The organism is Microbacterium sp. ZW3a, assembly GCF_057167165.1.
The window spans coordinates 1,066,084-1,080,225 of record NZ_CM169903.1; the positions used below are offsets into that span (position 1 = coordinate 1,066,084).

Genomic DNA, 14,142 nt, shown 5'->3' on the forward strand with positions numbered 1-14,142 from the left:
TATCCGGGCGTCGCCCCGTCACCCGGAGCTTCTGTCGTCGGATCCTTTGCCGCCCCACGAGGCTCACGTGGCACCGGCGTTTAGAATGGCTCGCATCATGACCACCCCCGTATCCACGCCGACGCTCATCGCGCCCTCCGCCGCCGCCGTGTCGGTCGACGGTCGCGCCCGCACCTACGAGGTGCGCACGTTCGGCTGTCAGATGAACGTCCACGACTCCGAGCGTCTGTCGGGGTCGCTCGAAAGCGCCGGCTACGTGCGTGCCGATGCCGGCACCGATGCCGACGTCGTGGTGATCAACACGTGCGCGGTGCGCGACAACGCCGCCGGCAAGCTGTACGGCACGCTGGGTCACCTCAAGTCCCGGAAAGACGCGCGCGAGGGCATGCAGATCGCCGTCGGTGGCTGCCTCGCGCAGATGGACAAAGACGCGGTGCAGCAAAAGGCGCCCTGGGTCGATGTCGTCTTCGGAACGCACAACATGGGGTCGCTTCCCGGCATGCTCGAGCGCGCTCGGCACAACGGCGAAGCCGAGCTCGAGATTCTCGAGTCGCTGGAGATCTTCCCCTCGACGCTTCCGACCAAGCGCGACTCGGTCCACAGTGGCTGGGTGTCGATCTCGGTCGGCTGCAACAACACGTGCACGTTCTGCATCGTGCCGAGCCTCCGCGGTAAAGAGAAAGACCGCCGACCCGGCGACATCCTGAACGAGATCCGTCTCCTCGTTGACGACGGAGCTATTGAGGTCACGCTGCTAGGACAGAACGTCAACTCCTACGGAGTGGAGTTCGGTGACCGTCTCGCCTTCGGCAAGCTGCTGCGTGCGGCGGGCGAGATCGAGGGCCTCGAGCGCATCCGCTTCACGAGCCCGCACCCCGCCGCGTTCACCGACGACGTGATCGCGGCGATGGCAGAGACCCCCGCGGTCATGCCGCAGCTGCACATGCCGCTGCAGTCCGGTTCCGACCGCATCCTCAAGGCCATGCGCCGGTCGTACCGCAGCGAGCGGTTCCTCGGCATTCTCGACCGCGTTCGCGAGCGAATCCCGAATGCGGCGATCACCACCGACATCATCGTCGGATTCCCGGGCGAGACCGACGCGGACTTCGAAGAGACCATGCGCGTCGTCGAGGCCTCGCGTTTCTCGAGTGCCTTCACGTTCCAGTACTCCATCCGCGAGGGCACCCCCGCCGCGACGATGGACGAGCAGGTTCCCAAGGCTGTCGTCCAGGAGCGCTACGAGCGGCTTATCGCGCTGCAGGAGCGGATCTCGCTCGAAGAGAACCACGCGCAGCTCGGCCGGACGCTGGAGGTTCTGGTCTCCGCGGGTGAAGGCAAGAAAGATGCCGAGACGCGCCGACTGACCGGCCGCGCCGAAGACAACCGCCTCGTGCACTTCGAAGTCCCCAACGGTTCGGTTCTCCCGCGCCCCGGCGACGTCGTCTCCGTCGAGGTGACGCACGCCGCTCCCTTCCACCTTCTCGCCGACGCTCCGGCGGGGCAGCCTCTCCGCATCCGCCGCACTCGTGCGGGTGACGCGTGGGATCGCGCGCAGGCGGAGTCCTGCGGCGTCCCGGCTCCCGCGGGTGACGCCGGCGCACCCCGCGCCGTGTCGCTCGGTCTGCCGACGCTGCGCGCGGGCAGGTGACGCCAGACGACGTCGTCGCCCCGCGGCTCTGGGCAATCGTCGGGGCGACGGGGACGGGGAAGACCGGGCTCTCGCTGGACATCGCCGAGGCACGGGGTCGCCGGGGTCGTCCGGCAGAGATCGTCAACGCGGATGCCATGCAGCTGTACCGCGGGATGGACATCGGCACCGCCAAGCTCTCGGTCACCGAGCGGCGTGGCATCCCGCATCATCTGTTCGATGCGCTCGCGGTGACCGACGAGGCGGCCGTCGCCGGGTACCAGGAGGCGGCACGACGGGTCATCGGAGAGATCCACGCGCGTGGCGCCGATGCGATCCTCGTCGGAGGGTCAGGCCTGTACGTGTCCGCGGTGCTCTGGGACTTCCGCTTTCCTCCCCGCGACGAGTCCGTCCGCGCGGAGCTGGAAGCCGAACTCGACCGGGTCGGCCCCGGGCACCTGTACGAACGCCTTCGCACCGCCGATCCCGCGGCGGCCGAGCGGATCGATCCGCGGAACGGGCGTCGCGTCGTGCGGGCCCTCGAAGTTCTCGCCCAGGGGAAAGACACCCACGGCGGAACGCTCCCGGCGGCCCCGGCGCTCTGGCACCCCGAGACGACCCTCCTGGGCGCCGCGATCGACCGCGCCGAGCTCGTGGGCCTCTTGGACACGCGGGTGGAACGCATGTGGGCGGACGGGCTCCTCGACGAGGTCGAGGGGTTGCGCGCCGAGGGCCTTGAACGGGGCGCGACCGCCGGGCGCGCGATCGGATACGCCCAGGCCCTGGCCGAGCTACGCGGCGAGGTCACCCGGGCCGAGGCGATCGCCCAGACGCAGGCGCTCACCCGCCGGTACGCGCGTCGGCAGGTGTCGTGGTTCCGCCGCTACGCCGACGTTCGCTGGGTCGACGCGCGCACGGCCGACGCGAACGTGCTCGCTGCCGCACCCGCGCCGGGCGAGCGGGGCACCGGTTCTGCTCCGAGGACGGCCGGGGGAGCCGGTGCCTAGACTGGATGCCATGGCGACTCTCGCGTTCACCAAGGGCCACGGCACCGGAAACGACTTCGTCGTCGTCTCCGATCCTGACGGCGAGCTCGACCTGTCCGACGATCAGGTCGCGATCCTGTGCGACCGGCACTTCGGGATCGGCGCTGACGGTATGTTGCGCGTCGTGCGCGCGGGCGCGATCGACGAGGGGGCGGATGCCGCGGCCTCCGGCGCCGAGTGGTTCATGGACTACCGCAACGCCGACGGCTCGAAGGCCGAGATGTGCGGCAACGGCACGCGCGTCTTCGCGCGCTACCTCACCGATACCGGGCTTGCCGACATCGCGGACGGCCTCCGCATCGGCACGCGCGCCGGTGTGAAGACCCTCACGCGCAGCGACCGCGGGTTCGAAGTCGACCTGGGGGCGTTCGCGATCGAACCCGGAGACATCCTCGTCCGGGCGAAGGGCCTTCCCGTGGCGCGGCCCGGCGTCGGCATCGACGTGGGCAACCCGCACGTGGTGGTCGCGCTGTCCTCCGAGGACGAGCTCGAGGGCCTCGAGCTGGCCTACCAGCCCGTCCTCGACCCCGCCCCACGGCACGGGGCCAACGTGGAGTTCGTCGTCCCCGCCGACCCGCTCGTGCACGACGGCGTCGGGTCGATCAGTCTTCGCGTCTTCGAGCGCGGGGTGGGGGAGACCCTCAGCTGCGGAACCGGTGTCGCCGCCGCCGCTCTCGCGGTGCGCCACTGGGCGGGGCCCGCGGCGCCGGACTCCTGGGTCGTCGAGACCCGCGGCGGCACCCTGGGGGTCCGCGTCGCCGACGGTCACGTCTTCCTGTCGGGTCCGGCATCCCTCGTCTTCACCGGCGAGGTCGCGCTGGCGTGAGCCGTCGTCAGGAGACGACGTCGATGGGCTCGCTCGGGGGCGAGCCGTGTCGGCGCACGCGCAGGACGCGGTAGCCGCGACCGGTGGCCGCGCGATGCACCGAGAAGCCCGACGCGAATGTTGCCGCGAGCCAGCGCTGCAGAGAGTCGGAGCCGAGGTTGCGCTGCACGACGAACCAGCCGTCGGAACGCTCGGCGAGCCGGGGGATCCAGTGCTCGAGCATGCCGTGCAGCTCGTTCTTTCCCACACGGATCGGGGGATTGGAGCGAATGGTGCGGAACGAGATGCCCTCGGGAACATCCTCGGGACGCACGGCGTTGACATTGTCGAGGCCGAGTCGCTGGGCGTTCTGCCTCACGAGGTCGAGCGCCCGCTCGTTCACGTCGACGGCCCAGACCGTGGCATGCGGCGCATCCAGAGCGAGGCTCAGCGAGATCGGTCCCCATCCGCTTCCGAGGTCGAGGAAGTTCCCGCCGGCGGGCGGGGGCGGAGTGTTCGCCAGAAGCACCGACGTTCCGGCATCCAGTCGGTCAGGACTGAAGACGCCGCCCGCCGTGACCACCTCGAGTTCACGCCCGGCGAGGCTCACACGGAGGCGGCGGAGCTGCTCGGGACTCGACGGCGACGCGCTGAAATAGTGCTCGCTCCCCATCCCCACAGAGTATCCGACCGGCGCCCCTGTCGCCCAGGCGGATAAAGTGCCAGAACACCGCGGCATCGCCCGCGGACGAAAGGAACACATGACCGAACAGACCACACCCCCGAGCACCGACGCGTCGCCGGTGGATCCGGTCGACCGCGTGCTGTCGCGCACCGAGGCGCATCGCGGGGTCCGGGTCTTCGGTGGGGCTCAGGCCCTCCAGGATGCCTCCACCGCGTACGGCGGCGCCTCCGACGGTGACCAGTGGGACCGTGAGGAACGTGCGGCCCTCCGTCGCGTTCCCGGACTCTCCACCGAACTCGAGGACGTCACCGAGGTCGAGTATCGCCAGCTGCGTCTGGAGAACGTCGTCCTTGTCGGCGTTCACCCGCAGGGCGAACAATCGGATGCCGAGAACTCTCTGCGCGAGCTGTCGGCGCTGGCCGAGACCGCCGGTGCCGTCGTCCTCGACGGCGTGCTGCAGCGCCGCCCGCATCCCGATCCGGCGACGTACGTCGGACGCGGAAAGGCGGAGGAACTGCGCGACATCGTCGCCGCGGTCGGAGCCGACACCGTCATCGCCGACACGGAGCTCGCGCCCAGCCAGCGTCGCGCGCTCGAAGACGTCGTGAAGGTGAAGGTGATCGACCGCACCACGGTGATCCTCGACATCTTCAGTCAGCACGCGAAGAGCCGAGAGGGCAAAGCCCAGGTCGAGCTCGCCCAGCTCGAGTACCTCCTGCCGCGCCTGCGCGGCTGGGGTGACTCGATGTCGCGGCAGGCCGGTGGACAGGTCGGCGCGGGCGGTGCGGGCATGGGCTCGCGCGGCCCCGGTGAGACGAAGATCGAGCTGGATCGCCGCCGCATCCGTACCCGCATGGCCCAGCTGCGCAAGCAGTTGCGGGACTTCGCCCCCGCCCGCGAGGCCAAGCGTGCCGAGCGCAAGCGCAACACCATTCCGTCGGTCGCGATCGCGGGCTACACGAACGCGGGAAAGTCGAGTCTGCTGAACCGCCTGACCAGCGCCGGCGTCCTCGTCGAGAACGCGCTGTTCGCGACCCTGGATGCCACCGTCCGCCGCTCCGAGACCACCGACGGTCGCGTCTACACGCTGACCGACACGGTGGGCTTCGTGCGCAATCTGCCGCACCAGCTCGTCGAGGCGTTCCGGTCGACGCTGGAGGAGGTCGGCGACGCCGACGTCATCCTGCACGTCGTCGATGCGTCCCACCCCGATCCGGCGGCGCAGCTCTCGACGGTGCGAGACGTGATGGGCGACGTCGATGCCGACTTCGGGCACGAGATCGTCGTCTTCAACAAGGCCGATCTGCTCGGCCCCGACGATCGTCTGGTGCTGCGCGGGCTCGCCCCCTCAGCGCTGTTCGTCTCGTCGCGCACGGGCGAGGGCGTCGACGAGCTGCGCGCCGCGATCGAAGACGCGCTGCCGCTCCCCGCGGTCGAGGTGCAGGCGGTCGTTCCGTACGACCGCGGCGACCTCGTGTCGGCCATCCACGAAACGGGCCTCATCGTGGCACAGGAGCATCGTGAGCAGGGCACGTTCCTGCACGCCCACGTGGGCGCCCGTCTGGCGGCCGAACTCGCGCCGTTCGCGGCCTGACCGCTGTGCACGAAGACCCCCGTCGACAGGATGTTCGGCGGGGGTCTTCGGTGTCGGGGGGCGCCACGCGCGCTGCGCGCGCAGATCAGTCGAGTGCGAGCGTCGGGACCCCCGGCGTCTCGAACCCGAACACCGCGCCCAGGAAACCCAGCTCCCGCTGCAGGGAGTCGACGACCGTGTCCGCCTGACGGAAACCGTGACCCTCGCCCTCGTACAGCACGTAGGCGTGAGCGACGCCGTGCTCGCGGAGCGCGTCGCGAATGGCCTCGGCTTGCGAGGGTGGGACGACCCGATCTTCCGTGCCCTGCAGGATGAGCAGCGGCACGCGGAAACGTTCGGGGTGCGACAGCGGCGATCGCTCGACGTACACGGCCTCCGCCTCGGGGAGCGGACCGATGAGACCGTCGAGGTAGCGCGCCTCGAAGTCGTGCGTGTCTTCGGCCAGTGCGCGAGCGTCCCCGACGCCGTAGCGCGAGATACCTGCCGAGAAGACCTCGGTATTCGTCACGGCGGCCAGCACCGTCCAGCCGCCCGCGGAGCCTCCAGCGATCGCGAGGCGCTCGGGGTCGGCGAGACCCGCCTCGGCGAGGGCGGATGCCGCTGCGGCGACGTCGTCGACATCGACGACGCCCCACTGGCCCCGCAGGCGCTCACGGTACGCCCGGCCGTAGCCGGTGGACCCGCCGTAGTTGACGTCGAGCACGCCGATCCCGCGGCTGGTGAAGAACGCCGTCTTGACCGACGGCGACGGCCCGACGTGGGACGTGGGTCCGCCGTGCACGAGAACGACGTACGGCGGGCGCTCGTCGACCGGGCCGACGTGGTCGGGGCTCGTCGGTGCGTACGCGAACGCATGCACCGGGCCGTGCGGCCCCTCGGCGGTGAGAGCGCGAGCGGTCGGCATCCACTCGACGCCCGGATGGGCGCCGTCGGTGACGACTTCGGCGGCGCCGGTGTCGAGGTCGATCGACCACAACCCCGCACGACCCACTGCGTCGGATCCGGAGACGAGGGCGCGCGATCCGCGGATGTCGTCTATCGAGGCTCCGGCGGTCACCGGGAGGTCGAGGGGGCGTACGCCGCTGGGGGCGATCTCGACGATCTCGTCGGCACCGTCGGTGCGCACCGCGACGATGCGGCCGTCGGTCGTCGCACCGAACCAGCGGGTGCCGAGGACCCACACGCCGCCACCGGTGTCGGCGTCTGCCGGGGCCACGGCCTGTGGCTCCTCGCCGATCCGCACACGGAACAGGTTCCAGCGTCCGTGGGGGTCGTCGGCGTACAGCACCTCGTCGTCGGCCATCCACACGGGCTGCAAGGGCGCGCGGCGCGGGCCGCCCGCGAGGTCGCGCACCGTGCCCGTCGCGAGGTCGCGGACGCGGACGGTCGTGGCGTCCCAGGGCATGTCGGGGTGATTCCACGCCGTCCAGGCCACTCGTCGCCCGTCCGGCGAGAGTGCGGGGTGGGCGAGGAAATCGCTACCGTCCGCGAGCACCTCGGTGCCCGAGCCATCGAGCGGGATGCGCACGATAGCGCGGGTGGGGACGCGCGAGGCGCCGTGGACCTCGCGTATCGCCAGCAACGACCCGTGCTGCCACGACAGCCCGCCGTGCCGTACGCCGTCGTCGGCGGGGGTGAGGGGCCGCGGCTCACCGCCGGGGGTGAGCGCGTACACGCGCTGGTCGGTCTTCTCGACGTAGAAGAGCTCGCCGTCGTCGGAGGCGGTCCACGCGCCGCCCCCGTACTCGTGTACTGAGGAGCGCGCATTCCCGGGGGCCGGCAGCACGGTCTCGACCGAGCCATCGGGCCGCCGACGCCGCACGGCGACGCGACCGCCCTCGCTCGGGACCGATTCGCCCCACCAGATCTCGTCGCCGACGATGCGCGCGCCGTCGATGCGCGGCGAAGACTGAGCCACGCGTTCGGGCGAGAGGGGGGAGGGCCAGGAACCGTAGGGGAGCGTCTGGGGCATGGCATCCAGCCTACGGACGGGGTCGGACACGGCTCCGCGGCGCGACGGCTCAGCCGCCGACGGGCTGGTTCACGATGCCGAGCCCGGCGGCCCAGTCACGGATGACCTGCCGCTGTCCTTCGTCGCACGTGTAGCCGTAGCCGACACTGACCTGCCAATACGAAAACTCGTCGATCGGGACGTCATGGTTCAACGACCAGCCGTCGAGGAAGGTCAGGGAGTAGCAGTCCGCCATCGTTTCGAGATCGCCGGCGAAAGCCGCCAGTGCGGTCTGCGTGGCCTCGGGATTCGTGAACTGCAGCACGTGGGCGTACTCGTGGTAAGCGATCCCCGTTCGGATCCAGTCGGTCATCGTGGCATCCGTCTGCGTTGCGCCGTTGACGCGCACGGTGAAGGGCTCGGCGTCGGAGACGCACGCCAGCGCCTCCGCGCCGCACGCCGTCTCTCCCTCGTCGAACGCCATCGACACCCACCCTTGTCCGAGCGAATCGAGCGTCGACTCCCAGGCGGTTCCGGAGGCGTTGGTCGCCGACTGGCTCCGAGCCGAGTCGATGCGTGATCCCAGGTCGGTGTCGAACGCCGTGACCTCGGCGACGTCTCTGCTGAGTGCCTCGGCGTTCCAGCGATGGATCCACGCGTGGTCGGCGAACTCCTCGACACGGGTCCACGGGACGAGCGTCGCGTACGGGAGCCCGATCAGCGGCTCGACCGTCTCGTAGAGGCCTGCCATGGCCGCTCCGAACTGGTCTTTGCGGTCGATCAGATCGCGCTGCTCATCGATCTGCCGCTGCTGGTCGGTGATCTGCTGTCGTTGATCGGTGATCTGCGAGCGTGCCTCGTCGAGTTGCGTCGCCAGCCAGGCGATGCCCAGCCCGGCAGCAATGGCGACGAGGGCGAGGAGGCAGGAGAGAACGACGATGCTCGCACGGGGACGGCGCCCGGTCGCGGGGGGAAGGGGCGCGTGCTCGTCGGCGGAGATGACGACGGGGCGGCCATCGGCGGTGGACTCCGTCGACGGTTCTCCCGCGGGGGCGTTTGAGGACACGACACTCGCTCTCTCGATGTGTCCTGTCATGCTAGGGGCCACGCGGGGCGGTGACGCCCGCCTGTGGATGACGCGCGTCGCCTCGAGGTGGGGTCAGATCGTCCGCAGTACTGCCACGACGCGGCCGAGGACGACGGCGTCGTCGCCGAGGATCGGCTCGAACGCGGTGTTGCGAGGGAGCAGCCACGTGTGCCCATCGCGACGCCGGAAGGTCTTCACGGTCGCCTCGCCGTCGAGCATCGCGGCGACGATCTCGCCGTTCTCGGCGTTGGCCTGCGCGCGCACGACCACCCAGTCGCCGTCGCAGATCGCCGCATCGATCATGGAGTCGCCCGCGACCTTGAGCATGAACAGCTCGCCCTTGCCCACGAGTTGGCGGGGGAGGGGGAAGATCTCCTCCACCTGCTGGTCGGCGGTGATGGGGACGCCGGCGGCGATGCGGCCGACCAGCGGGACCAGAGCGGCATCGCCCACGGCCGGAGCGGTGTCGGCCGGATTCTCGGCGGCGGTGCCGGGCAGGTCGATGAGCACCTCCATCGCGCGCGTCTTACCGGGGTCGCGGCGCAGGTAGCCGCTGAGCTCGAGCTGGTTGAGCTGGTGGGTGACGCTGGAGAGTGACTTCAGTCCCACCGCGTCGCCGATCTCGCGCATGCTCGGCGGGTAACCGTGCCGGGCGATCGAGCGCTGGATGACCTCGAGGATCGCCAACTGCTTGTCGCTGAGGCTCTTCCGGCGCCGGGTCTGTGGCCGTTCGCGGCCGCCGGCGGTCGTCGCGTCGGTCATCTGTACTCCCCTCGCGCCGCGCTTCGTGGCGGCGGAAATTCGAATGTCGGAGGTCCGTGGTGGGGTCTCCTTGTCGAAACCGTATCCGGTCGACCGCTCGAACCTCACGGAGCTCTCCGCGTGTCGCGTTCGATCTGTCTCCGAGAACCCCGGTGTTGACACCCTCACAGTATCGAAGATAGATTCGGAATACAGATTCGCACCACCGCCCTCCCGGCCGAGGGTGGGGTGCGAATCTCTCCCCACCGAGGAGCACACCATGACCAGCATCACCGCCACTGCCCCCACCACCCGCCTGCGCCTGACCGCGCGCGGCCGTCGCGTGTTCGCGTTCCTCGCGGCTCTCCCCGTGGTGATCGCCCTGACGGTCGCGGTCGTCGGCGGCGGCGCGGCGCTCGCCTCCAACGAGACCGGAGCGTCCACCGCAGCGTTCGCCGAGATCACGGTCATGAACGGCGAGACGCTGTGGTCCATCGCGGAAGATGTGGCGCCCGAGGCTGACCCGCGCGACGTCGTCGCCGAGATCACCCGACTGAACGCGCTCGAGAACGGATCGGTCGCCGCCGGCCAGCGCATCGCGATCCCCGCCGCGTACGTCGCCGCCCGCTGAGGTTCACGCGCTCAGCGCAACGAGGAGGGGCGGGGGCATCGACGCCTACGATGGGTGGGGTGACTGTGAGCCTTGACGACCTCCCGATTCGCGACGATCTGCGGGGGATGACTCCGTACGGAGCGCCCCAGGCGGCTCTCCCCGTTGCCCTCAACGTCAACGAGAACACTCATCCCGTCCCGTCCGAGGTCGCCGACGACATCCTCGATTCGATCGCTCGGGCCTTGCGCGATGTCAACCGCTATCCCGACCGCGAGTTCACCGCGCTGCGCGAGGCGTTCGCCGAGTACCTCGGCAACGGTCTCGTCCGCGAGCAGATCTGGGCCGCGAACGGCTCGAACGAGGTATTGCAGCACCTGATGCAGGCGTTCGGTGGTCCCGGACGACGCGCGATGGGCTTCGCCCCCACCTACTCGATGTACCCGATCCTCACCCGCGCGACGGGTGCACAGTGGGTCGCCGGTGAGCGAGCGCACGACTTCACGCTCAGCCCCGCGTCCGCGGCCGAGCAGGTCGTTCGCGAGAACCCCGACATCGTCTTCCTCTGCGCTCCGAACAACCCGACGGGTACACCCCTCGGTCTCGACGTGATCGAGGCCGTGTACGCGGTGACCGACGGCATCGTGATCGTCGATGAGGCCTACCAGGAGTTCGCGCCGCACGACGAGCCGTCCGCGGTCACGCTGCTGCCCGGGCGCCCGCGGTTGGTGGTCTCGCGCACCATGAGTAAGGCGTTCGCGTTCGCCGGCGCCCGTGTGGGCTACCTCGCGGCCGACCCGGGGGTGATCGATGCCCTCCGCCTCGTGCGCCTGCCGTACCACCTGAGTGCGCTCACCCAGGCGGCCGCCACGGCGGCGCTCGGGCACGCGGGCACCATGCTGTCGATGGTCGACGAGATCGTCGCGCAGCGCGACCGGATCTCGGCGACGGTGTCGGCTCTGGGCTACACCGCGCACGACTCCTGGACCAACTTCGTCCTCTTCGGCGGGGTCGACGACCCCGCGGCAACGTGGAAGGCGCTGTACGACCGCGGGGTACTCATCCGCGACGTCGGAATCCCGCACCACCTGCGCGTCACGGCCGGGACGGCCGACGAGACCACCGCGTTCCTCGACGCCCTCGCCTCGGTAGGATCGCGAGCATGACCGGCCCCTCCACACCCCGCACCGCCTCGATCACGCGAGAGACGAGCGAGTCGCGCGTCGAGCTCGAGCTCGATCTCGATGGCACCGGGGCGAGCGAGATCTCCACGAGCGTGCCGTTCTTCGATCACATGCTCACCGCCTTCGCCAAGCATTCGTTGACCGATCTGCGTGTGCGCTCGACCGGCGACACTCACATCGATGCCCACCACACCGTCGAAGACACCTCGATCGTCCTCGGCCAGGCCATCCGTCACGCGCTCGGTGACAAGTCGGGCATCGCGCGCTACGGCGACGCGCTCGTCCCGCTCGACGAGGCGCTGGCGCAGGCGGTCGTCGACATCAGTGGGCGCCCCTACCTGGTGCACACCGGTGAGCCCGCCGGCTTCGAGCACCACCTCATCGGCGGTCACTTCACCGGCTCGCTCGTGCGTCACTCGTTCGAGGCCATTTCGATCCACGCGGGACTGACGGTGCACGTGCGCGTGCTCGGTGGCCGTGACCCGCACCACATCGCCGAAGCGGAGTACAAGGCGCTGGCCCGTGCGTTCCGTCAGGCCAAGGCTCTCGACCCGCTCGTCGACGGCATCCCGAGTACGAAGGGCGCACTGTGAGCAAGCCCGTCGTCGCCGTTCTCGACTACGGCTCCGGCAACGTCCACTCGGCGGTCAAGGCGCTGATCGAAGCCGGCGCCGATGCGCGGCTGACGTCCGACCGCTCCCTCCTCCTCGACGCAGACGGGCTCTTGGTGCCCGGCGTGGGGGCCTTCCGTGCGGTCATGGACGCCCTCAACGCCAGCCGCGGTGGCGAGATCATCGACCGCCGTCTGGCGGGCGGACGCCCCGTGCTCGGCATCTGCGTGGGCATGCAGGTCATGTTCGGGCGGGGGATCGAGCGCGGCACCGACACCGAGGGCCTGGGGGAGTGGCCGGGCACGGTCTCCGAGCTCTCCGCACCCGTCCTCCCGCACATGGGGTGGAACACGGTGTCCGTCGGTGAGGGGTCTCGTCTGTTCGACGGCCTCCGTGACGAGCGCTTCTACTTCGTGCACTCGTACGCCGCGCAGGAGTGGTCCCTCGAGGTCACTCCGCCCTTCCCGGAGCCGGTCCTCACGTGGGCGACCCACGGTGCCCCGTTCCTGGCCGCGGTAGAGAACGGTCCGCTCTCGGCGACTCAGTTCCACCCGGAGAAGTCGGGCGAAGCCGGCATCCGTCTCCTCGCGAATTGGATCGACGGGCTGCGCACGACTACTGTGTGACCTCGTGCCCGGGGCTGGCGAGAGGCGCCTACCGGCACGAGGAGCCATGAACGATTTCGCGTCCACGCCCGAGCTTGTCCTCCTTCCGGCGGTCGATGTTGCCGACGGTAAGGCGGTCCGTCTGACCCAGGGAGAGGCGGGCACCGAGACCAGCTACGGCGACCCCGTGGATGCCGCGATGGACTTCGCGCGCCAGGGTGCGGCGTGGATCCACCTCGTCGACCTCGATGCCGCCTTCGGCCGCGGGAACAACACCGCCGTGATGCGCAAGGTCATCAAGCAGGTCAAGGGCGTTCAGGTCGAGCTGTCCGGTGGCATCCGCGACGACCGGTCGCTCGAGGCGGCGCTGGAGAGCGGTGCGAGCCGTATCAACCTCGGTACCGCGGCGCTCGAGAACCCGGAATGGGCCGCCGACGTCATCAACCGCTACGGCGAGGCGATCGCGGTCGGCCTCGACGTGCGTGGCACGACCCTGGCCGCCCGTGGGTGGACCCGTGATGGCGGCGACCTGTGGACGGTGCTCGAGCGACTCGAAGACGCCGGTTGCAGCCGGTACGTCGTGACCGACGTCACGAAGGACGGCACGCTCCGTGGCCCGAACCTCGACCTCCTTCGCGAACTGACCCAGCGCACCCCCAAGCCGATCGTCGCCTCGGGCGGCGTCTCGAGCCTCGACGACATCGCGGCGCTTCGCGACCTCGTGCCTCTGGGCGTCGAGGGCGCGATCGTGGGGAAGGCACTCTACGCGGGGCAGTTCACCCTCGCCGAGGCGCTGGATGTCGCCGGACACTGACGGTCACCACGCCGACTCGGCGGGCGTCCCCTGGGAGGGGCGCCGCTTCGAGTCGAATCCGCACGCGGGCGACGACGGCTCGGCCGATCCCGCGTTGCTCTCCGCCCTGCTCGCTTTCCCGACCGGCGAGGGCGATGCGCGAGCGGTCGTCGACGCTTATCGCACGGCGCGTCTGCTGATCCCGCTCGTCGCGGAGAAGGGCGACCACGGCGTCGGCCCGCACGGGCTCGAGGTCGATAAGACGCAGGAGCTCTCGATCGTCACGGTCGCTGCCCCCGACGGGCGGAAGGTGCTGCCGGTGTTCACGTCGGTCACGGCGCTCCAGGCCTGGGATGCCACGGCCCGCCCGGTCCCCGCGGACGGGCGTCGCACGGCTCTGGCCGCGGCCTCGGAGGATACCGAACTGATCGTGATCGATCCGGCTTCCGAGACAGAGTTCGTGCTCCGTCGCCCGGCGGTCTGGGCGATCGCCCAGGGTGAATCGTGGGAGCCGGCGCACACGTCGCCCGCCGTGTTCACCGGTCTGCAGGAGAGCATCTCCGGTGAGCTGGCGGTCCTCGACCTCGCGGTGCAGCCGGGGGATCCCACCGGCCGCCTCCGCGGGCCCGAGCTGGTCGTGCACCTGCAACTCATGTCGGGTCTTGAGCAGGACGAGTTGGATGCCGTGCTCGCCCGTCTTGCGCGCCGCTGGGCCGCCGACGACCGCGTCGCCGTGCTCGTGGATTCGCTGACCGTCAAGCTCCACCGCAGCACCGACGTCTGATTCCCCGCGTCCGGTACCG

The 14,142-nt window shown here is 70.2% G+C and carries 14 protein-coding genes; 10 read left to right on the forward strand and 4 right to left on the reverse strand.

Annotated elements, in window-relative coordinates:
• Positions 1 to 97 precede the first annotated feature (97 nt).
• From miaB to dapF, 3 genes are read left to right on the forward strand one after another with little or no spacing between them, the layout of a single operon-like run.
• Positions 98 to 1,648, forward strand: coding sequence for a tRNA (N6-isopentenyl adenosine(37)-C2)-methylthiotransferase MiaB (gene miaB, locus ACU6WY_RS04960; protein WP_483821350.1), 1,551 nt, complete (start codon positions 98 to 100; stop codon positions 1,646 to 1,648).
• Positions 1,645 to 2,634 carry a tRNA (adenosine(37)-N6)-dimethylallyltransferase MiaA gene (miaA, locus tag ACU6WY_RS04965; RefSeq protein ID WP_483821351.1) on the forward strand — a complete coding sequence of 330 codons (990 nt, stop codon included), beginning with the start codon at positions 1,645 to 1,647 and terminating at the stop codon, positions 2,632 to 2,634. The genes miaB and miaA overlap by 4 nt, the downstream gene beginning before the upstream one ends.
• A 10-nt stretch (positions 2,635 to 2,644) precedes the next feature.
• On the forward strand, positions 2,645 to 3,499 hold the full coding sequence (gene dapF / locus ACU6WY_RS04970) for a diaminopimelate epimerase (RefSeq protein WP_483821352.1): 855 nt from the start codon (positions 2,645 to 2,647) through the stop codon (positions 3,497 to 3,499).
• Positions 3,500 to 3,506: 7 nt separating this feature from the next.
• Here dapF and ACU6WY_RS04975 read toward each other — a convergent pair whose 3' ends face one another.
• Complete coding sequence (locus ACU6WY_RS04975) at positions 3,507 to 4,151, reverse strand: class I SAM-dependent methyltransferase (RefSeq protein WP_483821353.1); 645 nt, start codon at positions 4,149 to 4,151, stop codon at positions 3,507 to 3,509.
• An 88-nt stretch (positions 4,152 to 4,239) separates the two neighbouring features.
• On the opposite strand from ACU6WY_RS04975, the gene hflX reads away from it, so the two are divergent.
• Positions 4,240 to 5,757, forward strand: a complete 1,518-nt coding sequence (gene hflX / locus ACU6WY_RS04980) for a GTPase HflX (protein ID WP_483821354.1) — start codon at positions 4,240 to 4,242, stop codon at positions 5,755 to 5,757.
• 85 nt (positions 5,758 to 5,842) lie between these two features.
• Here the strand turns inward: hflX and ACU6WY_RS04985 are convergent, their stop codons facing one another.
• The 3 genes from ACU6WY_RS04985 to lexA all read right to left on the reverse strand — a co-directional run bounded on the left by ACU6WY_RS04985 (position 5,843) and on the right by lexA (position 9,557).
• Positions 5,843 to 7,729, reverse strand: a complete 1,887-nt coding sequence (locus ACU6WY_RS04985) for a prolyl oligopeptidase family serine peptidase (protein ID WP_483821355.1) — start codon at positions 7,727 to 7,729, stop codon at positions 5,843 to 5,845.
• 49 nt (positions 7,730 to 7,778) lie between these two features.
• On the reverse strand, positions 7,779 to 8,774 hold the full coding sequence (locus ACU6WY_RS04990) for a hypothetical protein (protein ID WP_483821356.1): 996 nt from the start codon (positions 8,772 to 8,774) through the stop codon (positions 7,779 to 7,781).
• 93 nt (positions 8,775 to 8,867) lie between these two features.
• Positions 8,868 to 9,557 (reverse strand): transcriptional repressor LexA, encoded by a 690-nt coding sequence (gene lexA / locus ACU6WY_RS04995; RefSeq protein WP_483821357.1) that lies wholly within the window; start codon positions 9,555 to 9,557, stop codon positions 8,868 to 8,870.
• 259 nt (positions 9,558 to 9,816) lie between these two features.
• Between lexA and ACU6WY_RS05000 the strand changes: the two genes are divergently transcribed.
• From ACU6WY_RS05000 to ACU6WY_RS05025, 6 genes are read left to right on the forward strand one after another with little or no spacing between them, the layout of a single operon-like run.
• A complete protein-coding gene (locus ACU6WY_RS05000) occupies positions 9,817 to 10,167 on the forward strand; it encodes a LysM peptidoglycan-binding domain-containing protein (protein WP_483821358.1) in 351 nt (116 codons plus the stop codon).
• Between the two features lie 59 nt (positions 10,168 to 10,226).
• Positions 10,227 to 11,312 carry a histidinol-phosphate transaminase gene (locus tag ACU6WY_RS05005; protein WP_483821359.1) on the forward strand — a complete coding sequence of 362 codons (1,086 nt, stop codon included), beginning with the start codon at positions 10,227 to 10,229 and terminating at the stop codon, positions 11,310 to 11,312.
• Positions 11,309 to 11,923 (forward strand): imidazoleglycerol-phosphate dehydratase HisB, encoded by a 615-nt coding sequence (gene hisB / locus ACU6WY_RS05010; protein WP_483821360.1) that lies wholly within the window; start codon positions 11,309 to 11,311, stop codon positions 11,921 to 11,923. Before ACU6WY_RS05005 ends, hisB begins: the two co-directional genes overlap by 4 nt.
• Positions 11,920 to 12,567, forward strand: a complete 648-nt coding sequence (hisH, locus tag ACU6WY_RS05015) for an imidazole glycerol phosphate synthase subunit HisH (RefSeq protein ID WP_483821361.1) — start codon at positions 11,920 to 11,922, stop codon at positions 12,565 to 12,567. The genes hisB and hisH overlap by 4 nt, the downstream gene beginning before the upstream one ends.
• A 46-nt stretch (positions 12,568 to 12,613) precedes the next feature.
• Entirely contained in the window at positions 12,614 to 13,360 is a 747-nt protein-coding gene (priA, locus tag ACU6WY_RS05020) for a bifunctional 1-(5-phosphoribosyl)-5-((5-phosphoribosylamino)methylideneamino)imidazole-4-carboxamide isomerase/phosphoribosylanthranilate isomerase PriA (protein WP_483821362.1), read from the forward strand.
• Positions 13,344 to 14,123: an SseB family protein gene (locus ACU6WY_RS05025; protein WP_483821363.1), complete on the forward strand. Its 780-nt coding sequence runs from the start codon at positions 13,344 to 13,346 to the stop codon at positions 14,121 to 14,123. The genes priA and ACU6WY_RS05025 overlap by 17 nt, the downstream gene beginning before the upstream one ends.
• Positions 14,124 to 14,142 lie beyond the last annotated feature (19 nt).